General features: G+C 63.9%; 26 protein-coding genes. 15 read left to right on the forward strand and 11 right to left on the reverse strand.

The genetic code is table 11. The annotated features are described in order from the left end of the window. Positions 1–85 precede the first annotated feature (85 nt). Entirely contained in the window at positions 86–1057 is a 972-nt protein-coding gene (locus FAZ95_RS15975) for a thymidylate synthase (RefSeq protein WP_137333335.1), read from the reverse strand. Between the two features lie 166 nt (positions 1058–1223). After that, positions 1224–2591 carry a sigma-54 dependent transcriptional regulator gene (locus tag FAZ95_RS15980; protein WP_137333336.1) on the reverse strand — a complete coding sequence of 456 codons (1368 nt, stop codon included), beginning with the start codon at positions 2589–2591 and terminating at the stop codon, positions 1224–1226. Between the two features lie 546 nt (positions 2592–3137). Between FAZ95_RS15980 and FAZ95_RS15985 the strand changes: the two genes are divergently transcribed. The 9 genes from FAZ95_RS15985 (at position 3138) to FAZ95_RS16025 (ending at position 11805) form a co-directional block, all read left to right on the forward strand. Then, positions 3138–3620, forward strand: a complete 483-nt coding sequence (locus FAZ95_RS15985; protein ID WP_137333337.1) for a hypothetical protein — start codon at positions 3138–3140, stop codon at positions 3618–3620. Between the two features lie 121 nt (positions 3621–3741). Beyond that, on the forward strand, positions 3742–4251 hold the full coding sequence (locus tag FAZ95_RS15990) for a FapA family amyloid fibril periplasmic chaperone (RefSeq protein WP_254699727.1): 510 nt from the start codon (positions 3742–3744) through the stop codon (positions 4249–4251). Beyond that, entirely contained in the window at positions 4248–4889 is a 642-nt protein-coding gene (locus FAZ95_RS15995; RefSeq protein ID WP_254699728.1) for a FapB/FapC family functional amyloid domain-containing protein, read from the forward strand. Before FAZ95_RS15990 ends, FAZ95_RS15995 begins: the two co-directional genes overlap by 4 nt. A 23-nt stretch (positions 4890–4912) precedes the next feature. After that, positions 4913–6310, forward strand: coding sequence for a FapB/FapC family functional amyloid domain-containing protein (locus tag FAZ95_RS16000; RefSeq protein ID WP_137333338.1), 1398 nt, complete (start codon positions 4913–4915; stop codon positions 6308–6310). A gap of 144 nt (positions 6311–6454) precedes the next feature. Continuing rightward, a complete protein-coding gene (locus FAZ95_RS16005) occupies positions 6455–7165 on the forward strand; it encodes a C39 family peptidase (RefSeq protein ID WP_137333339.1) in 711 nt (236 codons plus the stop codon). A gap of 6 nt (positions 7166–7171) precedes the next feature. Further along, entirely contained in the window at positions 7172–8014 is an 843-nt protein-coding gene (locus tag FAZ95_RS16010) for a peptidase C39 (RefSeq protein WP_137333340.1), read from the forward strand. 189 nt (positions 8015–8203) lie between these two features. Further along, the gene (locus tag FAZ95_RS16015; RefSeq protein WP_137333341.1) at positions 8204–9646 is read left to right on the forward strand and encodes a hypothetical protein; all 1443 of its coding nucleotides are present in this window, start codon (positions 8204–8206) and stop codon (positions 9644–9646) included. After that, on the forward strand, positions 9646–11196 hold the full coding sequence (locus FAZ95_RS16020) for a sigma-54 dependent transcriptional regulator (protein WP_137333342.1): 1551 nt from the start codon (positions 9646–9648) through the stop codon (positions 11194–11196). Before FAZ95_RS16015 ends, FAZ95_RS16020 begins: the two co-directional genes overlap by 1 nt. Positions 11197–11301: 105 nt before the next feature. Beyond that, a complete protein-coding gene (locus FAZ95_RS16025) occupies positions 11302–11805 on the forward strand; it encodes a dihydrofolate reductase (protein WP_137333343.1) in 504 nt (167 codons plus the stop codon). Positions 11806–11958: 153 nt separating this feature from the next. On the opposite strand, the gene pmbA is transcribed toward FAZ95_RS16025, so the two are convergent. Next, positions 11959–13329: a metalloprotease PmbA gene (gene pmbA / locus FAZ95_RS16030; protein ID WP_137333344.1), complete on the reverse strand. Its 1371-nt coding sequence runs from the start codon at positions 13327–13329 to the stop codon at positions 11959–11961. 288 nt (positions 13330–13617) lie between these two features. Here pmbA and yjgA point away from each other — a divergent pair, with 288 nt between their 5' ends. Both yjgA and mog read left to right on the forward strand, forming a co-directional pair. Further along, complete coding sequence (yjgA, locus tag FAZ95_RS16035; RefSeq protein ID WP_137333345.1) at positions 13618–14238, forward strand: ribosome biogenesis factor YjgA; 621 nt, start codon at positions 13618–13620, stop codon at positions 14236–14238. Further along, positions 14219–14863, forward strand: a complete 645-nt coding sequence (mog, locus tag FAZ95_RS16040; protein WP_137333346.1) for a molybdopterin adenylyltransferase — start codon at positions 14219–14221, stop codon at positions 14861–14863. The genes yjgA and mog overlap by 20 nt, the downstream gene beginning before the upstream one ends. A gap of 52 nt (positions 14864–14915) precedes the next feature. Here the strand turns inward: mog and orn are convergent, their stop codons facing one another. Next, the gene (gene orn / locus FAZ95_RS16045) at positions 14916–15533 is read right to left on the reverse strand and encodes an oligoribonuclease (RefSeq protein WP_137333347.1); all 618 of its coding nucleotides are present in this window, start codon (positions 15531–15533) and stop codon (positions 14916–14918) included. Between the two features lie 165 nt (positions 15534–15698). Here orn and FAZ95_RS16050 point away from each other — a divergent pair, with 165 nt between their 5' ends. From FAZ95_RS16050 to FAZ95_RS16060, 3 genes are all read left to right on the forward strand, one after another. Further along, on the forward strand, positions 15699–16958 hold the full coding sequence (locus tag FAZ95_RS16050) for a M48 family metallopeptidase (RefSeq protein ID WP_137333348.1): 1260 nt from the start codon (positions 15699–15701) through the stop codon (positions 16956–16958). Then, positions 16955–17893: a ribosome small subunit-dependent GTPase A gene (gene rsgA, locus FAZ95_RS16055; RefSeq protein WP_137333349.1), complete on the forward strand. Its 939-nt coding sequence runs from the start codon at positions 16955–16957 to the stop codon at positions 17891–17893. The genes FAZ95_RS16050 and rsgA overlap by 4 nt, the downstream gene beginning before the upstream one ends. A 68-nt stretch (positions 17894–17961) precedes the next feature. Continuing rightward, the gene (locus FAZ95_RS16060) at positions 17962–18282 is read left to right on the forward strand and encodes a putative signal transducing protein (protein ID WP_137334587.1); all 321 of its coding nucleotides are present in this window, start codon (positions 17962–17964) and stop codon (positions 18280–18282) included. 57 nt (positions 18283–18339) lie between these two features. Here the strand turns inward: FAZ95_RS16060 and FAZ95_RS16065 are convergent, their stop codons facing one another. The 6 genes from FAZ95_RS16065 to rpsP form a co-directional block, all read right to left on the reverse strand. Then, positions 18340–19278, reverse strand: coding sequence for a CobD/CbiB family protein (locus tag FAZ95_RS16065; RefSeq protein WP_137333350.1), 939 nt, complete (start codon positions 19276–19278; stop codon positions 18340–18342). A gap of 117 nt (positions 19279–19395) precedes the next feature. Further along, positions 19396–20082 (reverse strand): CoA pyrophosphatase, encoded by a 687-nt coding sequence (locus FAZ95_RS16070; protein ID WP_175425695.1) that lies wholly within the window; start codon positions 20080–20082, stop codon positions 19396–19398. Positions 20083–20181: 99 nt separating this feature from the next. After that, a complete protein-coding gene (gene rplS / locus FAZ95_RS16075) occupies positions 20182–20562 on the reverse strand; it encodes a 50S ribosomal protein L19 (protein ID WP_137333352.1) in 381 nt (126 codons plus the stop codon). Between the two features lie 155 nt (positions 20563–20717). Further along, a complete protein-coding gene (gene trmD, locus FAZ95_RS16080; RefSeq protein WP_437437743.1) occupies positions 20718–21452 on the reverse strand; it encodes a tRNA (guanosine(37)-N1)-methyltransferase TrmD in 735 nt (244 codons plus the stop codon). A 59-nt stretch (positions 21453–21511) separates the two neighbouring features. Continuing rightward, a complete protein-coding gene (gene rimM / locus FAZ95_RS16085) occupies positions 21512–22234 on the reverse strand; it encodes a ribosome maturation factor RimM (RefSeq protein ID WP_137333354.1) in 723 nt (240 codons plus the stop codon). 150 nt (positions 22235–22384) lie between these two features. Further along, positions 22385–22639 carry a 30S ribosomal protein S16 gene (rpsP, locus tag FAZ95_RS16090; RefSeq protein ID WP_010091769.1) on the reverse strand — a complete coding sequence of 85 codons (255 nt, stop codon included), beginning with the start codon at positions 22637–22639 and terminating at the stop codon, positions 22385–22387. A 417-nt stretch (positions 22640–23056) separates the two neighbouring features. Between rpsP and FAZ95_RS16095 the strand changes: the two genes are divergently transcribed. After that, entirely contained in the window at positions 23057–23527 is a 471-nt protein-coding gene (locus FAZ95_RS16095; RefSeq protein ID WP_137333355.1) for an NINE protein, read from the forward strand. 44 nt (positions 23528–23571) lie between these two features. On the opposite strand, the gene FAZ95_RS16100 is transcribed toward FAZ95_RS16095, so the two are convergent. Next, positions 23572–24705: a PA0069 family radical SAM protein gene (locus tag FAZ95_RS16100; protein WP_137333356.1), complete on the reverse strand. Its 1134-nt coding sequence runs from the start codon at positions 24703–24705 to the stop codon at positions 23572–23574. Positions 24706–24757 lie beyond the last annotated feature (52 nt).

The raw sequence follows: 24757 nt of genomic DNA on the forward strand, positions 1-24757 counted from the left end.
GACGAATCAGCGATGACGGCAGGATCGCGGTACGGCGGCCAACGTCCGCCGCCCCCGCGCCCAATTTCGACAACGCGACGCGCCTTCAGACCGCCATCGGCGCCGTCAACGGATCGTGGTGCCGGTAGCCGGCCAGCGAGAAATCGGCCGGTTCGACCTTCTCCAGCCACTCGGGCTCGTAGACGCCCGTTTCCGCATAGCTCGGCACGCGCTCGGAAATCGTGAGCGTCGGGCTCTCGTACGGTTCGCGCTCGAGCTGCTTCTTGAGCATATCGAGCTGGTTCTCGTAGATGTGCGCATCGCCGATGAAATACGTGAACCAGCGCGGCGTATAGCCCGTCAGCCGCCCGACGAGCGACAGCAGCGCCGCGCCTTCGGTCAGATTGAACGGTGTGCCGAGGCCGACGTCGTTGCTGCGGATATAGAGGCACAGCGAAATCTCGCGGCGCGTCGCGTTCGGCAGGAACTGATACAGCAGATGGCACGCGGGCAGCGCAATCTGATCGAGCAGCGCCGGATTCCATCCGTGAAACAAAATGCGGCGGTCGCCGGGGTTCTGCATGATCGTATCGAGGCACTGGCGCAGTTGATCGACGGCCTTGTAGAGCAGGACCTTACCCTGCCCGTCTTCCTCGAACTGCGTGACGATGCGATAGCCGCGCCCGGTCGCATCGGCGATCTGCGCGGACGCATCCGCGTTCAGCAGCTTGTATGCGGGCCACTTGCGCCACTGCACGCCGTACACGTCGCCGAGGTCGTCGGGGCCTTCGCGGTAGGGGTTCGCGAGCCACTGCGGGTTGTCGTTCGCGTTCGCATCCCACACTTTGCAACCGAGATCGCGGAAATCGGCCGCGCTCCTCGAGGCGCGCAAAAAGCCGACCATCTCGCCGATCGCCGATTTGAACGCGAGCTTCTTCGTCGTCACAGCCGGAAAGCCCTGCTGCAGATCGAAGCGCATCATGGCGCCGGGGATGCTGATGGTGCGGATGCCTGTGCGGTTTTCCTGCCAGGTGCCGGTATCGAGGATCGTGCGGACGAGGTCCAGGTATTGTTTCATTCGGGGTTTCCTTCGGCGCGGCGGGAAGCCGCGGAGGTGGCGGTCTGCGGCAGCCGTGTGCCGCAGCTTTTTAGCGATAACCCCGATTCTAGCAAGCGGCGTTGCACCGCTCACGGCGCGCGCCCGGCGAGACACCGGGCGCCCATGTCATCGCTGTTGCCACGCGCTAGCAGCCCGACGCCGTCTCGGCTTCCATGTGACGCATGCCGTGCGCGCACAGCAAGCGATACAGCGTCACGCGCGAAATGCCGAGTTCCTGCGCCGCATCGCCGAGGCGTCCGCGATGGCGCAACAGCGCGAGCTCGATCGCCTGCCGCTCCGCCGCTTCGCGCGCCTGCGCGAGCGAGACCGGCACGATCTCGACGTACTCCGCGAGCTCCAGATCGCGCGCCGTGATCGAACGCCCTTCCGACATCACGATTGCGCGCCGCACGCGGTTGATCAGTTCGCGCACATTGCCGGGCCAGCCGTAGTTGTGGAGCGCAGCGATCGCATCGGGCGAAAAGCCGCGCAGACGCCTGCTCGCATCTTTCTTGAAGCGGTCGAGCATGTGTTTCGCGAGCAGCTCGATATCCTTGCCGCGCGCGCGCAGCGGCGGCTCGTCGATCTGCAGCACGCACAGGCGGTGATAGAGGTCCGCGCGAAATCGCCCTTCGAGCATCGCCTGATGCATGTCGACATGGGTCGCCGAAATGATGCGCACGTCGACCGGCACCGCCGCATGACCGCCGAGCCGCTCGACCGTGCGCTCCTGGAGAAAGCGCAACAGGCTCGCCTGGCTTTCGAGCGGCAGGTCGCCGATTTCATCGAGAAACAGCGTGCCCCCGTTAGCCGCTTCGACGCGCCCGATCTTGCGCTGATTCGCGCCGGTAAACGCGCCGCGTTCGTAGCCGAAGAGTTCCGATTGCAAGAGGTGCGGCGGAATCGCGCCGCAATTGATCGCGACGAACGGCGCCTCGCGCCGCGACGAGCGCTCGTGAATCGCGACCGCCGTCAGTTCCTTGCCCGTGCCGGATTCACCCGAGATGAACACCGGCGCATCGGTCATCGCGACTTTGCGGATCGAGCGGAAGAGCGCCATCATCGCGTCGCACGATCCCACCATCTCGCCTTCGCCGACATGCTCGCGTTCATTGGACGCCGCATCCGAATCGTCGAGCGACACCATGCCGTACGCGTGGCCGACCGAATCGACGATGCGGGTCTCCGCATAGGGCATCGTCACGTAATCGAAACAGTAGTCGCGTATCAAGCGGCGCACCGCGGCGTCCTGCAACTGGCCGGGCGACGTGGTCGCGACCCAGCCGACGTTCGGCATCGTGAGACACGACTCGAACGCCACGATCTCGTGTTGCTGAAAATGGCTCGACAGATCGAGCAGACCGCCCGCCGCCATATCGCTTTTTACGGCGCGGCGAACGTCGCGCGCGCACCCGACGACATCGACATGCCAGCCGCGTTGGTGGAACTCCGAATTCAGCTGTGCGCTGGGTTCCCGAGTAACGTAGATCAATTGCCGCAGTGCGGATTCCATTCTTCAGATCCTCTCGTCAACAAACGCCAAGGATGACGACGTGCTCGAATCACCTGTAGCGCGAGCCCGCTGGATCACCTCGATATTCGTATATCAAATACGATTACCGAACGGCCATTCCATTCCGTGTGGACAGCGGATCCCCGATATGCGGCGCGTGAAACGCTTATGACCGTGGCAATGGTCTTATTTTGAAGGCTGAAGCTGTTTTGAGAGCTTACTATACCGCCGGGTCTGCGAACACAATTATGCGAAGAAAATAATCGGAAACAGCCTTCCACAAGGGCCTTCGCGTAAAACCCTTCATTCTTCATACAACTAATAAAAGCATTTCTTCCCGATATTTCGGAGTCCGCTGAAGCCATTTCGAAAGCCCTTCCCAACACGAAATTCCGCTGCATTTCGACCCCCGTTTCAGCGCTGAAACACTTTCCCTGGATTTCGCGCATTCCGCATTGCGACATTTTTAAGCCCGCCAATTACGGCAATGGTTTCCGGGCGATGGCATAGCTCTCGCTAAATATCCAGCACACCGGAGACAACCTCATGTCACTCGCTTCCTTTTCTCCTACGCGCAAGCGTCCGCTTCTGGCCACGCTGTTCGCCGTGCTCGTCTCGCTTGCGCTACCGGTCGCAGCCAGCGCGCAGGAAGCCGCCGATGCGAACCCGCTGCAGATGGCGAATCTCGTCGTAGCCGAAACCTGGCCGACGCTCGCGCCGCTGCCGCAAAGCCTCATCGCGACGCGCGCCGTGCTCGAGTTCAACGCGGCGCCGGCAGCCGGCAACGACGCGCTGGATGCCGGCGACGACGCCTTGCCCGTCAACGCGCCGCCGCTCGACGACCAGGTGCTTTCGCGGCAGCGCGGCGGACGTGAGGGCATGGTGATGCTCGCCGCGACCCCGCAGCTCATGAAAGGCGGCAACGCCGTCACGCTGTGGGACGAAATCGCACCGCCCGCCCCGCTGCCCGTTCCCGTCGACTCGGGACGCGCCGCGCAAGGCAACGTCGCGAGCTACACGCGACAGTAAGTAAGCGCCGAAGGCCGCTGTCAGTAAGAAACGGAAAGTAACCAAACGAATTCGCGGGACCGATTTTTCAACGGCAGTCAATGCAATGCCGGGAAGGCCGGTCTTTCGCGGGGGAACTTCGATGACCGCCACACTCTTCGCCAAGCGCGTGCAGCGTGCGCTCGCGCTGATCCCGGCTTTCGCCGGCGCGTTGCTGATCGGCGCGGTCGGCATAGGTGCCGCCGGCAACGCCAACGCCCAGCAAAACGGCAACCCCGGCAACATCATCGTCGAGAGCACGGTCACGCCGCGCGACGCGTTCAATCCCGTGCCCAAGAGCGCGGACCCCGTCGCGGTCAGCGCTACGACGTTCCCGGCCACCACCTTCAATCCGACGATGGCCACGGTCGTCTCCGATCTCGACCTGACCGATGCGCACGGCTCGAACGGCGTGTCGACGGCCGGCATGAACGGCAGCGAAGCGGGCTTGCAGGCCGTCACGAAGATTCTTTCGGGCACGACGACGGGCAAGAACGTCGCCGTGGGCGCGAACGCGCTGCCGCAGCAAGGGGTGGGCGTGGGCGGCCAGATCTCGATGTCGGTGACGGGCGCGCTCGCGCCGCTCGGCTCCGTACTGGGAGCGCTGAAATGAACTCGCCACTTCACGCACAACGCCCGCGCTGTGCGCTCACCGCTTTCGCGGGGCTGACGACGACCTTGCTCGCGCTCGCCGCGCCCGCCAGCGTCTTCGCCCAAGAGGCCGTGGTCACCGGAAACGCGACGATCGCGACCGGTGCGCTCAACGGCTCGAATGGCGCGCTCACGGTCAACCAGACCGCGGGCTTGAACAACGTGCAAAGCAATCAAGCGGCAATCGTGAGCGGCACGGCCAACGGCGCCGCCTACAACGCCGGCTCGCAAAGCGCGAGCGCGATGGCGCGCGTGCCGAGCGCGAGCGCCAGCATCGAAGGCAACGCCTTTTCGAATACGTCCGGAGCGGTGATGGTGAACCAGTCTGCGGGCGCAGCGAATCTCCAGCGCAACAGCGTCGGCCTAGGCGCTGCGGCGACAGGAGTGGAGACCGTCTCGGATAGCGAACTATCCGCGACGGCCCCCAAGCAAGGAGGTTTGGGGCAACAAGCGGGAGCCCACGACGCACGCCAGGCGGTCATCAGCAACGACGCCTTCAAAAACGTCAACGGGGTCGTGCAAGTCAACCAGACGGCCGGCGCCGGTAATGCCACGGCGAACAGTTTTGTGCTCCGTCCCCCGGCGGGCACTTTTTTTTAACTTAGTCGTATCGGAGCGTAATCATGAAGCGCACTCTCATTGCAGTCGCAGTCCTTGCCGCCGTATCGAGCAGCGCATTCGCGCATGATCGTGACAAGGACTCGTTCGTCTTCAACTACACCGCGGTCGGCGAAAAGGTCGGCGTGGAAGGCTTGGTCGCGCTGTTCGGCTGCGTGCACGTGTCGGGCACCGCGGGCGCCGTCGTGCAGAACAACCAGAACGTCTGGGCCAACGTCGATCTCGACCCGATGCCGGGCTCCTATACGAGGGGCACGATCACGACCAAGATCGACAACAGCAAGTTCTCGATCACCGGCAGCGGCTCACAGTCCAAGTCGTCGTGGAGCAGCAGCGTCTCCGCGTCGGCCATGGCTCAGGGCTATGAAAGTGCATCAGCCTACGCCTACTCGGAAAAGAACAAGTCGGCTTCGAGCAGCGGCTACAAGTACAGCGACCAAAGCGCGTCGCTCGGCGGCTCGTTCCAGCATGACCAGCAAAGCTCGGGAGGCCATATCTCGGCAGGCGGCTCGATCGGCGGCAGCGTCTCCTACTCGTCCGACAACGATCGCAATCATGGCCACGACAGCTTCCACGCTCAAGGCGGCCTCTCGGCCGGCTATAAAGCGTCGAGCTATCAGAACGCCTCGAGCGTCGGCGGCAAGTTCAGCGTCGACGAAGGCTCCGGCCAAAGCGCGAAGTGGAGCTCCAACAGCAAGAGCGGCTCGGGCAGCCGCGCGTATGGCGAGGAATCCGCCGGCTACAGGATCGAAGCCTCGGCGTCGAAATCGAGCGAAGGCTCGAAGTGGAACTTCAGCGCGAACGTCGACAAGACGGATGTCTCCACCTATGGCTCGATCACGCAGCACATCGATACGCAGAAGCCCACCGTGATGGACGCCACCTCCGGCTCGGACGCAGGCAGCGGCATCTCGGGCAACGTCGGCATCAACATCACCGAAGGCGTCGACAACGCGCAAAGCAACGACGTGTCGCTCGCTTCCGTCGATGTAGGCAATGTGTTCGGCAACGCACAGATCTTCAACAACCAGAGCAGCGGCGGCGACGCTCACGTGAAGAACTACACGTTCAACGCATCGATCGGCGACCACTCGCTGGGTCAAGTGTCGGGCAACGTGGGCGTGAACGTGGCTTCGGGCGTGGGCAACGCGCAGAACAACAGCCTCGCCGCATCGACCTCGCTCGTGAGCCCGGGTAGCGCTTCGGCAGTCGCCATGGTCGCCACCGACGACAACGACCAGAGCGCCGGCATGAACTTCCACGGCTCGATGAACGGCACGGCGATGCTCGGCGCCAACTCGCTGCAAGGCTCGCAAGGCAACATCGGCGTGAACATCGCCGGTGGCGTCGGCAACGTCCAGCACAACGGACTCGCCATCGCTGCATCGAGCATCGGCCACTAAGCCGCGCGGCCAGCACCGAAGTAAGCAGTGAAATAAGCCGTTGGGAGTTCGCGCCGGCCTTCGTTATGAGGGCCGGCGCACATAGCTCTGCATGGGACCAGAGTAAGCGCTGAAGCGCTAACTCTGGTCGACAGGAGATCCAGTATGCCCGGGTTTGACCGGTTCTCGGCATGGCGGCTCACCGTGACGATCGCTTGCTGCACCGTGTGTGCGGCAAGCCACTCACAGTCCACCATCGATACGACTAATCTTGCAGGGGTGCCCTTTACCAAAACGGTGCGCTCGATGCGGGAGATTCGTTATAGCCATATCGTCAGCCAACAGTTCGACTTTAGCTGCGGCGCGGCTGCGCTTGCGACGCTGCTCAAGTTCGGCTATGGAATCGATATTCCGGAGACCGAACTGATTCGCCGCATGATGGCGTTCTCGAAGCCCGAGGTCGTCGTCAAGAACGGCTTCTCGATGCTCGACATGAAGAAGTTCGTCGAGACGATCGGGCTGCGCGGGCGCGGTTTCCGGGTCAACTCCGACGCGCTGTATCACTTGCAGATTCCCGTCTTGGTGCTGATGAACATCGACGGCTACGAACACTTCGTGATCGTCAAGCATGCCGAGGAAGGCCGCATCTTCATCGCGGACCCCGCGCTCGGCAACCGCATCGTCATGGAAGAGGACTTCGTGAAGAGCTGGAACGGGCTCGTGTTCGCGGTCCTCGGCAAACCGTTCAGGGAGGACTCCCCGCTGTTGCAGGGCAACGAGTCGCTGGCCTTGAAGCTGCGCGAGCGCGCACTTGACGCCAGCACGGCCGCGACTCCTTTTGTCGATTTCGGATTGTCCAAGGCAGACTGGTTCTGAATGACCATGAAGCTCCCACTTTCCCCTCTTAGCCTCGCGCTTTGCCTGACGGCGTGCGGCGTCGCAAGCGGTGTGATGGCATCGGAGAACACCGCCGCGGTGGCCACACCCGCGACGCCAGGCTTTCTTTCGACGAGCGCAGCCGCAACGCATGCCGTCAAATGGCAAGCGGTCGGCGACGACGTGCTCGCAGACCAGACCGGCAAACATGCCGGCGGCTCGATGATTTCCGGGTTCGTCCTGAACCTGCTTTCTCAATGGCAATTGCCAGACGGCGCGGCGGCAGTCGCGCAAGGCTCGCTCGCCGTCACCACGAACGGCAACGAGCAGATGTCGACGCAAGTGAGCACGTCGGCTCGCGTCTTCGACAAGAAGAAAGACCGCTCGGACGGCGCCAATCCCAATGCGATCGCGACCGGCGGCCAGAACCTCTCGGTCAACGGCGTTTCGCAGGTGACTCAAGTGGCAGGCAACGGCAACGTCGGCTCGAACTCGGCGACCATCGATTTCAGTAACGCATCGATTCCGTCGATCCCAGGCAGCACGAACTCGCCAACCGCAAGCGCGAGCAACGCATCGGGCAGCGTCAAGGCCGGCATCGCGTTCGGCAACGGCGGCGTGACGGTTGCGCTGCAGACGCGGGCCGGTCTCGCCACCCAGAGCATTGCCCCGAACAACACACAACAAGCCGGGGCGATCGCGCAACTGCTGCAGATTGCGGGCAACAACCAAGCCGTCGCCAATCAACTGCAACTGCATCTGCAGACCCAGCAGCTATCGGGCAACTTGCTGCGCCAGCTCGGCGTGATGCAAGCCATGCAGAACCGCGGCGGCATGCCGGGGCGATGACGTAACGCGGCGGGCGCAGCCCGCCACTTGCAGCGAACGAAGGACCGGGCAGCAGGAAGGACCGACAGCAGGACCCTCAGCAAGGCACCAAGCAGGACCGGACAGTACGGCGGCAACAAGAAGTTGAATGCGACGGCGCGCATGGGAGGAGACAAAGCGGCGCGCCGCCGCGGGGACCGGGGGAACACAATGACCAGGAAGTCAGCAAGGGGGGCGCCGTTGACGGCGCTCGCGGCGATACCTGCCGCAGTGCTGCTGTTTGCACTCTCACAGGGCGCACACGGACAGGAGCTTGCCAGTCAATCGCTCGATGAACGGCTCAACACACTAATGCGAGTCGTCGACGAGCAGCAACGGCAGATCCAGTCGCTCCAAAAGCAGGTGACCGAATTGGAAATGTCGCAACGGGGACGCGGCCTCACGGGCGGCGCCGCAGACGAGAATGCAGCCGTGGCTCAGCCGCCCGGCACGGACAACTTGCCCGTGCCGCTGCCGCCCTTGTCGCAGCTCGCGCAGACGACGCCGGGCGCGCCCGGGCCGAGCGGCGGCACGAGCACCGCAACCGGCGTGCAGACCAACCCGCCCGTGCCGCAATCGGCCGGCGCGTCCGGAAGCAGCCCGGGCGCCGCGGGCGACGGCACGATCGGCACCACGCAGAAAGCCGCGGAGCCGCAGCGAACCGAGGCGGAGAACGCTGTCGTGCAGCGTGAGCACGCGCCGCTCTTCGACCACAAGCTCACGATGGACTGGGGCATCAGCGACACCTACTACGACCGCCGCCAATTGCAGTTGTCGGGCTTCCTCGCGCTCGATGCGATCTTCCTCGGCAACATCAATCTCGGCGAGACGAAAGCGCATCAGGTGATGGCCGACCTCGACACGCGCTACGGCCTCACCGACCGCACGAGCGTCGACGTCGACGTGCCCTACATCTACCGTCACAGCAATTTCATCGTCGGCGGCGCGGGCGGCGCGGCGAGCCAATTGTCTGATGCATCCGCGAATTCGAGCGATATCGGAGATGTCAACTTCGGCATCTATTATCAGTTCCTGAAGGAGACCAACAGCCTTCCGGATGTGGTCGGCAGCTTGCGCGTGAAGGCGCCGACGGGCAGCTCGCCGTTCGGCATCAAGCTCGTGCAGGTCGACCCGAACAACACGAGCCTCGTCGTGCCGTCCAAGCTGCCGACCGGCACCGGCTTCTGGAACATCACGGCCGGTGTGTCGGTGTTGAAGACCTACGACCCGGTCGTGCTGTTCGGCAGCCTGTCGTACACGTATAACGTCGCGCGCTCGTTCTCCGACATCTCGGCCGTGCAGGGTCAGGTCGAGCCCGCGAAGGTGAAGCTCGGCGACATCATCCAGTGGGGCGGCGGCGTCGCCATCGCCTTCTCGGAGAAGGATTCGGCGAGCATCTCCTACACCATGGCGCTGGAGCCCGAGAGCGAGACGCAGGCGCCGGGCCAAGGATGGCAAAAGGTGCCGGGCAGCGAGACGGTCGCAGCGGCGTTGAATTTCGGTTTGAACCACGTGGTGAACAAGCACTTGACGATCGAAGGATCGGTGTCCGTGGGCCTTACGCCCGACGCGCCCAACTTCGTGGTCGGCGTGCGGTTCCCCTACACATTTTGATGTCTGACGAATACGGGGCCATCGTGCGCGAATCACCACACTTGACATCGGTAGCGCCATTAGCGGGGGCAGCCTCTCACCTGTCGATTGCGCATCCCAAGGAAGTCCCGACCGTGAATGGGCAATCCGAGCGGGCGCTGATCTACGTGGCGCGCGTGCCCGACGAGGCGCTCGTCGAACATATGAAGGCGCGCGGCTGGCATGTGTCGGTGGCTCGCACGGCCGCAGACGCGGTGCGCCTCATTCGCCCGGACACGCCCTATGCGGGCATCGTCGACATGACGCGCTTCGCTGCCCGTGAGCTCGCTTGCCTCGAAGCGAGCCTGCGACAGCAGCAGATCGGCTGGATCGCGCTCGCGAGCCCCGAGCAGCTCGAAGACCCCGAGGTGCGCCGCATCATCCGCCACTACTGCTTCGACTACGTGAAGCTGCCGGCCGCGGGCCAAACGATCGACTATCTCGTCGGCCACGCATGGGGCATGGTGACGCTGTGCGATCTCGACTTCGTCGCCGGCGTGGCGGCGGCGGGCGACGACGAGATGGTCGGCACCTGCGAGGCGATGCAGCAGCTCTTCCGCACGATTCGCAAGGTCGCGAATACCGATGCAACCGTGTTCATCTCCGGCGAATCCGGCACCGGCAAGGAACTGACCGCGGTCGCGATTCACGAGCGCTCGCCGAGGCGCAAAGCCCCGTTCATGGCGATCAATTGCGGCGCGATTCCGCACCACCTGCTCCAATCGGAGTTGTTCGGCTACGAGCGCGGCGCGTTCACGGGCGCCCACCAGCGCAAGATCGGCCGCGTCGAAGCCGCCGACGGCGGCACGCTCTTTCTCGACGAAATCGGCGACCTGCCGCTCGAAAGCCAGGCGAGCCTCCTGCGTTTCCTGCAGGAAGGCAAGATCGAGCGGCTCGGCGGCCGCGAATCGACTCCCGTGGACGTGCGCGTGATCTCGGCGACGCACGTCGACCTCGACGTCGCCATGCGCGAGGGACGCTTCCGCGCCGACCTGTTCCACCGCCTGTGCGTGCTGCGCGTCGACGAGCCGCCGCTGCGCGCGCGCGGCAAGGACATCGAAATCCTCGCGCATCACATCCTGCACAAGTTCAAGACGGACGGCTCGCGCAAGATCCGCGGCTTCACGCCCTCGGCGATCGAGGCCATGCACAACTACAGCTGGCCCGGCAACGTGCGCGAGCTGATCAACCGCGTGCGGCGCGCGATCGTGATGGCGGAGAGCAAGCTGATCTCGGCCGAGGACCTCGACCTCGAGCACTTCACCGCGCAAGAGGCGCTGACGCTCGCGCAAGCGCGCGAGGCCGCCGAGAAGCGGGCGATCGAAGCGGCGCTCCTGCGGCACCGGCACCGGCTCAACGAGGCCGCGCAGGATCTCGGCATCTCGCGCGTCACGCTGTACCGGCTGATGGGCGCGCATGGGCTGCGCGAAGTGACGGCGGCGGACGACAAGCCGTTCGCCGCAAGCGACGCCGATGGCGAGAGCGGCGTTCCGAACGGACCAAGCGGACCAAACGGCCACGGGCCAAAGTGAAGCGGGAGGGGCGGCAGCCCGCCCTGCCTGTACCTGTGCCACGCGGGACCGGCCCCCGCCTGGGCTCGGGTAGAATCGGAAGGATTGCCGCTCCCTCTCCTCACGATGACGACACTGACCCTGATCGTCGCTCGCGCCAGCAACGGCGTGATCGGCCGCGACAACCAGCTGCCCTGGCATTTGCCCGAAGACCTCAAGCACTTCAAGCGCACGACGATGGGCGCGCCCATCATCATGGGACGCAAGACGCACGAATCGATCGGCAGGCCGCTGCCGGGGCGGCGCAACGTCGTCGTGACGCGCGACGCGTCGCGGCGCTTCAACGGTTGCGATACGGTCACGGATTTGCCGGCGGCGCTCGCGCTCGCGGCGCAAGACCAGGCGCCCGAGGCGTTCCTGATCGGCGGCGCCCAGCTCTACGCCAAAGGCATGGACTTAGCGGACAAGCTGGTCGTCACCGAGATCATGGCGGACTACGAAGGCGATGCGACCTTTCCCGAACTCGATCCGAACGAGTGGGAAGAAGTCTCGCGCGAAGCGCATCACGCCAACGCGCCGAATGACTTCGATTACGCGTTCGTCGTTTATCAGCGTAAGAATCACGCGTAAAACCCAGGCGCAGCGTTGCACAGGCCCTGAGCAAGCGCTGAAGCGCAAACAGCTCTGCATGGGACCGGACTAGGCGCTAAAGCGCCAAGTCCGGATCGACAAAAAAAGACGGCTCGCAGTGAGCCGTCTTTTTGCTTTCAGTCCGCGGCGCGCTTACTGCCCCGCCACCGTCATCCGCTCGATCAGCACCGAACCGGTCTGCTTGGTGCCGCGCACGATCGTGTCGGCGCCGATCGCGACGACATGCCGGAACATCTCCTGGAGCGTGCTCGCGACCGTGATCTCCTCGACCGGATACTGGATCTTGCCGTTCTCGACCCAGAATCCCGACGCGCCGCGCGAATAATCGCCCGTCACGTAGTTGACGCCCTGCCCCATCAACTCGGTCAGCAACAGACCCGTGCCGAGCTTCTTGAGCATCGCTTCGAAATCGTCTTCGGGACGCGTTTGCGAACTCAAGAGCGAGAGGTTGTGCGAGCCGCCCGCATTGCCCGTCGTCTGCATGCCGAGCTTGCGCGCCGAGTACGTCGACAGGAAGTAGCCTTCGACCACGCCGTCCTTCACCACGGCGCGCTCTCTCGTGCGCACGCCTTCTTCGTCGAACGGCGCGCTGCCCATCGCGCGCGGCACGTGCGGGTCTTCGACGATCTGCACGTGCGGCGCGAACACCGGCTTGCCGAGGCTGTCGACGAGAAACGACGTCTTGCGGTAGAGCGCGCCGCCGCTCGTCGCCTGCACGAACGCACCGAGCAGGCCGGCGGCGAGCGGCGCTTCAAAGAGCACCGGCACCTTGCGCGTATCGAGACCCTTGGCGCCAATCCGCGCGAGCGCGCGCTCGGCCGCATAGCGTCCCACGGCCTCCGGCGCCGCGAGTTCGGCTGCGCTGCGCTTGGACGAATACCAGTCGTCGCGCTGCATGTTGCGCCCGCTGCCCGCGATCGGCGCGCACGCCACGTAGTGACGCGAGTACGGATAGCCGTGCAGGAAGCCGCGCGTCGTCGCGAGCACGAACTGCGAATGCTGCGCGGAAACGCTCGCGCCTTCCGAGTTGCGGATCTGCGGATCGGTCGCGAAGGCGGCGTCTTCGGCGCGGCGGGCCAGCTCGACCGCGTCGTCGGCCGACAAATGCCAGGGATGATACAAATCGAGATCGCGCGGCGCCGTCTCCAGCAGCTCGGTTTCGGCAAGACCCGCGCAGTTGTCCTCGGCGGTGAAGCGCGCGATGTTATAGGCCGCCGCGACCGTGTCGCGCAGCGCTTCCGGAGAAAAGTCCGAGGTGCTCGCATTGCCGCGCTTCGCCCCGATGAAGACGGTCACGCCGACCATCTTGTCGCGGTTGTGCTCGATCGTCTCGACCTCGCCGCGCCGCACCGACACCGACAAGCCATCGCCTTCGGAGATTTCGGTCGCGGCGTCCGTCGCGCCGAGCGACTTCGCGTGACGAAGAATGTCTGACGCGATCTCTTTCAGTTCGTCCTGGGTATGCGGAAAAAATCGCTGCTTGGCGTCCATGTCTGCTGCCATCGTTGTAGCCATCCGGTATTGCGCTGCTTATTGAGCTCTCGTTGAGCTATTGCCGGGCGGTGCCGCCGGGCCTCGAAAGGGGCCGCCGCTGCGCCCATCGGTGTTGCGTTGCGCGGTACGTCACGCATCCCGCGATCATAGCAAGGTCCGCGCCGGTTCACCTGCGATTCAATAGAGCGGTAAACCCGGTTCGCGGCGGCAGGCAGGGCCTTGGCCGAATGGCCGACGCCGCGGTCCGTCCGCGCGTCGACGGGCAAAAGACGCCGCGCGGCACGCTACAATGCGGGGATGACACGCAAAACCCGCATTCAACCCATCCATTCCGGCGACGCCGACGTCACGGATGACAACGGCTACGATCGCCCCAGCAAATCCCAGCTCAAGCGCGAAATGCACGCGCTGCAGGAGCTGGGCCTGGCGCTCGTTGAACTGCCCAAAGACGCGCTCAAGCGCATGCCGATGCCGGAGAGCCTCGCCGACGCCGTGCTCGAAGCGCGCCGCATCACCGATCACGAAGGCAGGCGCCGGCAGATCCAGTACGTCGGCCGCGTGATGCGCTCGCTGAACGAAGACGAAACCGCAGCCTTGCGCCAGGCACTCGACACCTACAACGGTGTCAACAAGGCCGAAACGGCCAAGCTGCACTGGATCGAGCGCACGCGCGACGCGCTCATCGCGAGCGACGACGCGTTGACCGCTTTCCTGAACCAGCACCCGGCCGCGGATGCCCAAGAAGGCCGCACATTGATTCGCAACGCGCGCAAAGAGGCGCAGCAAGGCAAGCCGCCGCGCTATTTCCGCGAACTGTTCCAATGGATCAAGACGGTCAGCGCCGCCGATGGCGACGCCGCTGACGATGACATCGACGACACCGCCGCCGAGGACGACGATGACGACTTCCGCGCGTAACCCCGTGCGAAATCGGGTGCGTAATCACCCCGACGAAATCCTGATCGGCCTCGTGTCGATCAGCGACCGGGCGTCGAGCGGCGTCTACGAGGACAAGGGGATTCCGTCGCTGGAAACATGGCTCGCCGGCGCGCTCAAGTCGCCCTGGCGCGGAGAAACGCGCCTGATCCAAGACGACGCCGCCACGATCACCGCCACCCTGATCGAACTCGTCGACGAAGCGGGGTGCGACCTCGTGCTGACGACCGGCGGCACCGGCCCCGCGCGGCGCGACGTCACGCCCGAGGCCACGCTGGCGGCGGGAACGAAGGAAATGCCCGGTTTCGGCGAACAAATGCGGCAGATCAGCCTGAATTTCGTGCCCACCGCGATCCTCTCGCGGCAGGTCGCGGTGATTCGCGAAACGCCCGATCACGCGGCGCTGATCGTGAACCTGCCGGGTCAGCCGAAATCGATTCAGGAAACGCTGGAAGGGTTGCGCGACGCGTCGGGCGCGGTGAAAGTGCCGGGCATCTTCGCCGCGGTGCCCTATTGCATCGATTTGATCGGCGGCCCGTACGTCGAGACGAATGACGATGTCGTGGCCGCATTCCGGCCGAAAAGCGCGCGTCGCGAAGCGAAGTAACCGGCGGGCCGCCCATTGTCCGAGCCGCCCGCCTTTTTCATCGAATGACCTCTTACGCGCCTTCAGACGGCTCGCTCGGCGCACTCGCTGCCGGAATCAAAAAGTGCTCGCGGTAATACTTGAGTTCGTCGATCGACTCGTGGATATCGGCGAGCGCGGTATGCATCGCCCGCTTCTGAAAACCCTTGTAGATCGCCGGCTGCCAGCGGCGGCAGAGTTCCTTGAGCGTGCTCACGTCGAGGTTGCGATAGTGAAAGAAGCGCTCGAGTTCCGGCATCCAGCGCGCCATGAAGCGGCGGTCCTGGCAAATCGAATTGCCGCACATCGGCGACTTGCCGGGCGGCACGTACGCTCCGAGAAACGCGCGGATCTGCTCGGCCGCATCGTCCTCGGTCACCGTGGATGCGCGCACGCGCTCGATCAGGCCCGAGCGGCCGTGCGTGTTCTTGTTCCACTCGTCCATCTTGCCGAGCGTTTCGTCGCTCTGGTGGATGGCCAGCACCGGGCCTTCGACGGCCACGTCGAGCGTCGAATTGGTCACGACCACGGCGATCTCGATGATGCGGTCGGTGTCGGGCTCGAGACCCGTCATTTCCATGTCGAGCCAGACGAGGTTCATCTCGCTGCGAACGAGCGTCGGCTCGCCGACGGATTCGAGAATGTCAGTCATGAATTGCAACCTTGTTTGATGAAGCGCTGTCGCGGCGACGGGGCAGAGCATGACCCGCGCCGGCCGATGTCCGCGAACCGCCGACCTGCCGCGATTCGGGTGCAAAAGCGCTCGCCGGATCGGCAAGCCCCTATAATTCTCGCATAGATACAACAGGTTCCCTCGATGTCCACTCTCGCCTTCACCATCCTGTTCGCGGCCGCCGTGCTGGCAATGGTCGGCACGAAGCTCTGGCTCGCATCGCGCCAGATCCGCTTCGTCGCGGCGCACCGCGGCCAGGTCCCCGAGCAATTTGCCGGCACGATCGCGCTCGCCGCGCACCAGCGCGCCGCCGACTACACGATCGAGCGCACGCGGCTCACGATGCTCGAAGTGATCGTCAGCGCCGCCGTGCTGATCGCGCTCACGCTGCTCGGCGGCGTCGCGGCGATCAACAGCTTGGTTTCGAACTGGCTCGGCGAGGGCTACCTAGGGCAGATCGGGCTCGTCGCGGTCGTCATTGCGATTACGAGCGCGATCGACCTGCCGTTCGACTACTACCGCCAGTTCGTCGTCGAGGAACGCTTCGGCTTCAATCGGATGACGAAGCGCATTTTCTTCACCGATCTCGCCAAGGGCATCCTGCTCGGCGCGGCGCTCGGCCTGCCGCTTCTGTTCGTCTTGCTGTGGCTCATGAACCAGGCGGGCAGCCTGTGGTGGCTGTGGGCGTGGGTCGTGCTCGTCGCGTTCCAGATGCTGGTGCTCGTGCTCTATCCGACGTTCATCGCCCCGCTCTTCAACAAGTTCGAGCCGCTGACCGACGATGCCCTGAAAAGCCGCATCGAAGCGCTCATGAAGCGCTGCGGCTTCGCTGCGAAGGGTCTCTTCGTGATGGACGGCAGCCGCCGCTCCGCGCACGGCAACGCGTACTTCACGGGCTTCGGCGCCGCCAAGCGGATCGTGTTCTTCGATACGCTGCTCGCGCGGCTCTCGGGCAGCGAGATCGAAGCGGTGCTCGCGCATGAGCTCGGCCACTTCAAGCGCCGCCACGTGATCAAGCGCATGATCGTCACGTTCGCGATCAGCCTCGCGATGCTCGCGCTGCTCGGCTGGCTCACCCAGCGCGTCTGGTTCTACGAGGGGCTCGGCGTGCAGCCGTCGATGACGGGCAGCAACAGCGGCCTCGCCCTCGTGCTGTTCTTCCTCGCGCTGCCGGTATTCATGTTCTTCGTGACGCCGCTTGGCAGCCTGAGCTCGCGCAAGCACGAATTCGAGGCCGACGCGTTCGCGGCAAGCCAGACCGGCGCGCAAGACCTGGTCAATGCGCTCGTCAAGCTGTATGAAGACAACGCGTCGACGCTCACGCCCGACCCGCTCTACACCGCGTTCTACTATTCGCATCCGCCGGCCTCGCAGCGGATCGACCGACTGTTGCGGCACGCATGAGCGGCCGCCCCGCGAAAACCGCGCGCAGCACGAACGCCGCTGCGCGCGCCGAAGGACTTGTCATCGCCGCACACGGACGCCACTACGTCGTCGCACCCGACGGCGACGGCGCGCTTCTGCAATGCTTCCCGCGCGGCAAGAAAAGCGAGGTTGCGGTCGGCGATCGCGTCGTCTACGAGTTGACGTCGGTGGATCAAGGCGTAATCGTCGAGATCGGCGAGCGCCGCAACCTGCTGTATCGCTCGGATCAATACAAGTCGAAGCTCTTCGCCGCGAATCTCGATCAGTTGCTGATCGTGCTCGCCACCGAGCCGCATTTCAGCGAAGACCTGCTCGGCCGCGCGCTGATCGCCGCCGAGGCCAATACGCTCAAGCCCCTGATCGTGCTCAACAAGACCGATGTCGAGGCCGCCCTGCCGGCGGCGCGCGCACGGCTCGAGCCGTATCGCGCGCTCGGCTACGAGGTACTGGAACTGTCGATCAAGACACAGCCCGACGCGGCTCGTGAAATCCTGGCCGAGCATCTGCACGATCACGCGACGCTGCTGCTCGGCCAATCGGGCATGGGCAAGTCGACGCTCGTGAACCTGCTCGTGCCCGACGCCGATGTGGCAACGCGCGAAATTTCGACCGCGCTCAACAGCGGCCGCCACACGACGACCTTCACCCGCCTCTACCCGATGTCCACGGGCGGCGCGCTGATCGATTCGCCGGGCTTCCAGGAGTTCGGCCTTTACCACCTGACCGAAGGCCGCCTGGAGCGCGCGTTTCCCGAGTTTCGGCCGCTCCTCGCGCACTGCCGCTTCTACAACTGCCACCACCTGCACGAGCCGGGCTGCGCGATACTGGAAGCGATCGCGGACGGTCGCGTCTCGCCCGAGCGGCATGCGCTCTACGCGCAACTGGTGCACGAGGCGAGCCAGATCGTTCGCTGAGTCCAGACGTAAGCGCTCGCCGCTTAGCTTCCCCAGCCCTTCGACAAAAGGCCCTCGCCCCCACCATGCTGCGATTGATGCACGCCCCCAATCCGGTCATCGGCCAGCACTGGGTCAACGTGCTGGCGGCCGCGGGAATCCCATGCGAGCTGCACAACCGCTATTTGAACGGCGCCATGGGCGAGATCCCGGCAGATCAGTGCGCGCCGGAACTGTGGCTCGTCGACGAGCGTGACGAGGCGCTGGCAAGAAGGCTGATCGAAGCGGCTTTAAAAGGGCCGCCGGCCGGTGCGGCGACTTGGCGATGCCACGCATGTGGCGAGACGCTCGAAGCGCAATTCACGCAATGCTGGCAGTGTGGAGCAACACGCGATCCGCGAGAGGAGTGAGAAACGATGTGCCGCCCCCTCTCGGCCGGCACATCGGTATGGAGCGTTCTCGACGGCTTACGACACCCAGACGGCGATCGTCAGCATCAGCAACAGAATCATCCAGAGGATGACCGCACGCCACACGAGCCCGACGGCCGATTGCAGCGTGCGCGGCGTGCAATCGTCGCCGACCGACATCGGGCCACCATCGCCGACCGCCAGCGCATCGAGGCTCGACGGCTCCGCAAGCGGTCCGGCGAGCCGTGCGCCTAGCGCCCCGCTGCCTGCAGCAAGCAGCACGCCGTCGTTCACATCCGGCCACTGGCGCGAATGATTGCGCCAGGCGTAAATCGCGTCTTCAAAATTGCCGACGATCGCAAAACCGAGCGACGTGAGCCGCGCCGGCACCCAATCGATCACAAAGAACGCGCGCTGGGCAAAGTTCGAAAACGCCACGGTACGCTCGTCCGTCGGCGCAGACCACGAACGCGCGAGATATTCGGCGATCCGGTACAGCACGGCGCCAGCCGGCCCGATCGGCACCAAAAACCAGAAGAACACGCCGAACACGTGCCGGTGCGATGCGACAACCGCATGAATCAGCGTATGCCGGACAATTTCGCCGACCGGCATATCGACGGTATCCATGCCGGTCCATTCGTTGAGAATTTCCCGCGCGCGCGGCACGTCGTCGTTATTTAACGCGAGGTGAATATCGGTGAAGTAATGGCTGAATTGCCGAAACCCGAGCGTGAAATAAACAATCACGACGTTCCAGAGAAACGCCAGGACGAAATTGATGTGATAAAGGACGTAATAGACGAGCGCGACAGCAAGCGTCCACGGCAGCACGACGACAAGCCACGCCAGAATCCCATGCTTTTTCTTGCCGGCGTCGAAGCCGTGCGCCGCCGACTCCGCATGATATTGAAGCAGCGCGAACACCGGATTGTTCGGCGACAGCGCACGCATCTGTTCGATTATTAGAGCCAGCAATACGGAGAAAAAAGTCATGCGAAGCGCCGTGCTATTTCGGGTTTTTGCGGTTGTCGTGTAACGATATCACAGGGTCAGAGCATTGGAACGAACGGCGCCGCGCGACCTCGGCGAATACGGCCGGCTCAAGTCGATTCAAGCGGCGAGAAACCGATAGAAATTGCGCAACATGCCGGCAGTTGCTCCCCAAATGAAATAGTCCCCGCCCACTTCGCCGCGCGGATAAGGCATTGCAAAAAAACGACGCTCGCCGCCGTCCCAGCGCACGAGGCGCACTTCGTGATGGGCAGGGTTCATCAGGAACGCGAGCGGCACCTCGAAGATTTCGGCGACTTCGAAAGTATCGGGGTGCAAGGTGAACGGCGTATGCACGAGCCCGACGACAGGCGTCACGCTAAACCCGGTGCCCGTCAAATAGTCGGGCAGCGCCCCCAGGACCTCGACTCGCTCCGGCGCCAGCCCCACTTCTTCCTGCGCCTCCCGCAACGCGGTGTCCGCAGCGCTGGTGTCCTCCGGCTCGCGCCGGCCGCCCGGAAAACTCACTTGACCGGCATGATCGTTTAGATGATCGGCGCGCTGCGTGAGCAGCACAGTCAACCCCGATTCGCGCACGACGATTGGCACGAGCACCGCCGCTTCGCGCGGGTCGCCGTCTTCCGGCAGCCAGCGCACTTCCCTCGGTTCCGGCTCCCAGTCGAGTGGCGCGTGAAAGCGCGCACGCAACCAGTCCGCGGTCAGGCGCTCAGACGCGAGAGCCGGCAAATCGGCGCCGGTGGATTCGATGGACTGGATTTCGGGATTAAAAATGGGGCGCGGACGAATCAACGGCGGTCTCGTGACGATCGTTTGGGATAGTGGCTATTGTGACCCACCAACAAAAAAAGCACCCGGGACGGGTGCTTTTTCTTACAGCTTTTACGCTCAGGACGCTTCGCGGTCTTTCGACACCAGCTTTTCCTTGATCCGGGCCGACTTGCCCGAACGCTCGCGCAGGTAGTACAGCTTCGCGCGACGGACGTCGCCGCGACGCTTCACAACGATGCTTGCCAACAGCGGCGAGTACGTCTGGAACGTACGCTCGACGCCTTCGCCCGACGAAATCTTGCGGACGATGAACGACGAGTTGAGACCGCGGTTACGCTTCGCGATCACGACGCCTTCGTAGGCCTGAACACGCTTACGGGTACCTTCAACCACGTTCACGTTCACGATCACCGTATCGCCAGGGGCGAATTCGGGGATGGTCTTGCCTGCGAGCGAACGCTCGATTTCTTCCTGCTCGAGTTTTGCAATCAGATTCATCACTGACTCCTAATGCCATCTTGTCGGCGTTCGTACCTGCCTTGCACCAAGTCCAGCCAGCGCGCGGCACGGCCCCGATAGAGGATGGGTTCACATCTGGCACCGCACACGCATGTGCGGCACCGCCTATGTCTTGCGAACGAGTGCCGAAGGGGTCAAGCCTTCGGTGCCTCTTTCGCCAGACTTGCGAGCCATGCCTCATCGGCACGGCTCAACATCTTGTTGCGCCTCGCGCGCTCGATCAAATCGGGCCGCTTGGCAAACGTATTTCTGAGCGCCTCGCGCCGGCGCCACTGCTCGATCTCCGCGTGATGGCCGCCAAGCAGTACATCCGGCACGCGCATCCCGTCGTATTCCTCGGGCCGCGTATAGTGCGGACAGTCGAGCAAGCCGTCGACGAAGCTGTCCTGCACCGCCGATTGCGCATCGTTGAGCACGCCGGGCAGCTGCCTCACAACAGCATCCATCAGCGCCATCGCGGGCAGTTCGCCGCCCGAGAGCACGAAGTCGCCAAGACTCACTTCTTCGTCGACGCAACGATCGAGCAAGCGCTGGTCGATCGCCTCATAGCGCCCGCACAGCAACACCAGCCCGGGCTCTTGCGCAAAACGCATCACGCGATCGTGATCGAGCCGCGCGCCTTGCGGCGACATCATGACGACACGCGTACCGGCGATGCCCTGCTCCGCTTGCGCCGCCTTCGCGGCACCGATCGCCGCTTCGAGCGGCTTGGCCAACATCACCATGCCCGGACCACCGCCGTATGGGCGATCGTCGACCGTACGGTAGTTGTCGGTCGTGAAATCGCGCGGATTCCACGTACGCAACCCGAAACGACCCTGCTTTGCTGCGCGGCTGGTGATACCCCAGTCGGTCAGCGCGCGAAACATATCGGGAAAGAGCGTAACGACATCGAACTGCACCGCTCTCTCCGTTGGTTCAATCGTGTTCAATAATCGGCTTCCCAGTCGACGACGATTTGCTTCGCCGCCCGATCTACCGTTTTGACGTACACACCGACGAACGGAATCAGGCGTTCGCCCTTTACCTCGCGGCCATCCTTGGCCGTCGTCGGATACTCGATGCGCAAAACCGAATGCACGCCGTTGTCGATCATGCCGACGACTTCACCCAGCGCTACGCCCGCCTCGTTGACGACACTCAGGCCGAGCAAATCGACCCAGTAATACTCGTCGGCACCCAGCGCCGGAAAATCGCTGCGCCGTACGTGCACGCTGCAACCGCGCAATGCGAGTGCGGCATCGCGATCGGCAGGGCCGCCCAGATGAGCGACGATGCTGTCGCTGTGCGTCTTCGACTGCAGCACCGCAGCCGATTTGCGCTCACGGCCCTTCACGAGCCACCAGCGCTTAGCGCTCAAGAGCGCATCGCCGCCTTGCCCGGCGTCCGCATGCGCGGCCACCTTGACCCACCCCTTCAGACCGTACGCATCGACGATCGCGCCGACTTCGACCGCGTCGTCAGGCCAGGTTTCTGCCGATTCGACGCGAATCTGCGCCGCTTCGGATTCCGCACCGGACACACTGCTTGCGGCTGGCGTAGGGGCGGCCGGCTTGCGGGCGACAGGCTGCCGGACGAACGCACCAAACGATGCTTGCGTGCGAGCCCCGCCTTTCGCGCGGCTTGAACCGCCAGATTCACGGTCAGACATCAGTCAACCTCGCGCCCAGCGCCAATACAACGACCTGCCGAAACGAAAGCAGCGCATCTGGCATGCCGAGCGATTTGCTCAGACGCATGGCAGATGCGCGCATTGAGTAGCCGAAGCCGAACAACACAGGCCTTGCGGCCCCAACTGCCATTAAGCAGCCGGCTGCGCCTTTTGCGCTTGCTTCACGAGACGCTCGACGGTCGGCGACAGTTGCGCGCCAACGCCTTGCCAGTACGTGAGGCGGTCTTGAGCGATACGCAGCGACTCACCCTTCGTAGCGACCGGGTTGTAGAAGCCAACGCGTTCGATGAAGCGGCCGTCACGACGGTTGCGCGAATCGGTTGCGACGATGTTGTAGAACGGGCGCTTCTTCGAGCCGCCACGAGCCAAGCGGATGATGACCATACTAGAATCCTTGAAAACCGGGGTTCGGAACCACGAAACACGCGATTATAGCGGGAAACCGAAGCCATAACAAACACTTACCTGAAAAACTGGAAGCACGGGTGGTGCGATACCGACACACCCCTTGATCAGGGGGCGGGGGAATAGCCTGCAAATCGTGCGGAAAGGCATATAAATGCTCGCTTTCCTCCGATCAAACGGTGCGAACTGCCGGCGGTAGAACCGGACGTATCCTGGGCACTCGCCCGTCGAAACCGTCACAAGAGCCCGCAATATCATCACGCCTCTCCTGAAGCTGCGGCTCGCCACATGCTCCCGCACGCCGGCTCGGCGTAGAATGCGCGCTCGGCAGCGGCGCGCCTGGTTTTGCGTCGCCGCCCGTCATTCGTTCCGTCGCCCGCCTCTTGCAAGACGCCTATGTCCGCCAACGTTTCGTCCGCCTCACCCCGCTTTCGCTCGAAGACCCTCACCGCCGCGCTCGCCTTCCTTTTCGGCAGCCTCGGCGCACATCGCTTCTATCTGTACGGCTTTCGCGACGTGTTTGGCTGGGCACATCTGGTTGGCACGATCATCGGCATTCCGGGCGTCCTGCTGCTCGCCGCGACCCAGCGCGCCGCCACGATCGGCTGGTGGCTCGCGGTTCCCGGCGCGGTTTCGCTCTTTGCGGCGTTCCTCGCCGCGATCGTCTACGGCCTGCGCCCCGATCAGAAATGGGATGCGCAATTCAACGCGCAAACCGGCAAACACAGCCGCTCTGGCTGGACGGTCATCTTCGTCGTCATCTTTTCGCTGTTTTTTGGTGCCTTCCTGCTAATGAGCGGACTCGCGCTTTCTTTCCAAACCTACTTCGAATCGCAAGTCGAGGCGGCGAAGTCGCTTTCGCAATAACAATCTCAATCGCGGCGGGCCGGCGCAGGCCATGTGCCGGCCCATCAGAAGAGGCTCAACTGCGGATTGTCCTGGGGTGGCTCGGACGGCCGCGTTCCGGCTAACAACTGCGTGCGGAACTGAGAGATATCGAGAATTCCGCGCCTGCGCTCATTGAGACCCAGCCGGCGCACCGCGTTGTGAAAGCGCTGCTTCAGCAGTTCCGCCCACAAGCCCTCCCCCTTCATCCGCTGCGCGAACGACGCGTCGTAGTCCTTGCCGCCCCGCATGTCGCGCACTCGCGCCATCACGCGCTCGGCGCGGTCGGGGAAATGCGCGGTGAGCCAATCCTTGAACAGCGGCGCCACTTCCCACGGCAAGCGCAGGATGATGTAGCTCGCACTCGACGCCCCCGCCTCGGCGCATGCTTCGAGCACGCGCTCCATGTCCGGCTCCGTGACGAACGGGATCACGGGCGCGATGCTCACGCCAACGGGAATGCCTGCCTCGCTCAAGGCGCGGATCGTGCGCAGCCGGCGCGACGGCGTCGCGGCGCGCGGCTCGAGCGTGCGGGCGATATCGGCATCGAGCGTCGTGATGGTCACTGCGGCCATGACTTGATTGCGCGCCGCCATCGGAGCGAGCAGATCGATATCGCGCTCGATCAGCGATGACTTCGTAATGGCCGCAAAAGGATGACCTCGTGCGTGTAGCACCTCGATCACGCGCCTCGTGATGCGCAATTCGCGCTCCGCAGGCTGATACGCGTCTGTGTTGACGCCGAGCGCGATCGGCTCCGGCACATAGGTCTTCTTCGACAACTCGCGTTCGAGCAACTCCGCGGCGTTCACCTTCGCGTAAATGCGGCTTTCGAAATCGAGCCCAGGCGACAGGCCGAGATAGCTGTGCGTCGGCCGCGCAAAACAATAGATGCAGCCGTGCTCGCAGCCGCGATACGGATTCAACGAAACGCTGAAGGGAATATCGGGCGAGGTGTTGCGCGTCAGGATGCTTTTCGCGCGCTCCTCGAAGACCTGCGTACGCAGCGCGGGCGCTTCGCTTTCGTCGTCCTCGGATCTCACCCAGCCGTCGTCGACCTTCTCGCGCTGGTCGACTTCGTAGCGGCCCTGCAGATTCGTGACGGCCCCGCGCCCCTTGCGAGGCACGGGCAAGGCAATCGGAAACTCGGAATCGTCCATGGCTCGAGCTTGGGTGGGGCATATACTGTATAAATATACAGTATCGCCTTGC

Origin of the sequence: Trinickia violacea, from assembly GCF_005280735.1 — a bacterium.
GTDB classification, from domain to species: Bacteria; Pseudomonadota; Gammaproteobacteria; order Burkholderiales; family Burkholderiaceae; genus Trinickia_A; species Trinickia_A violacea.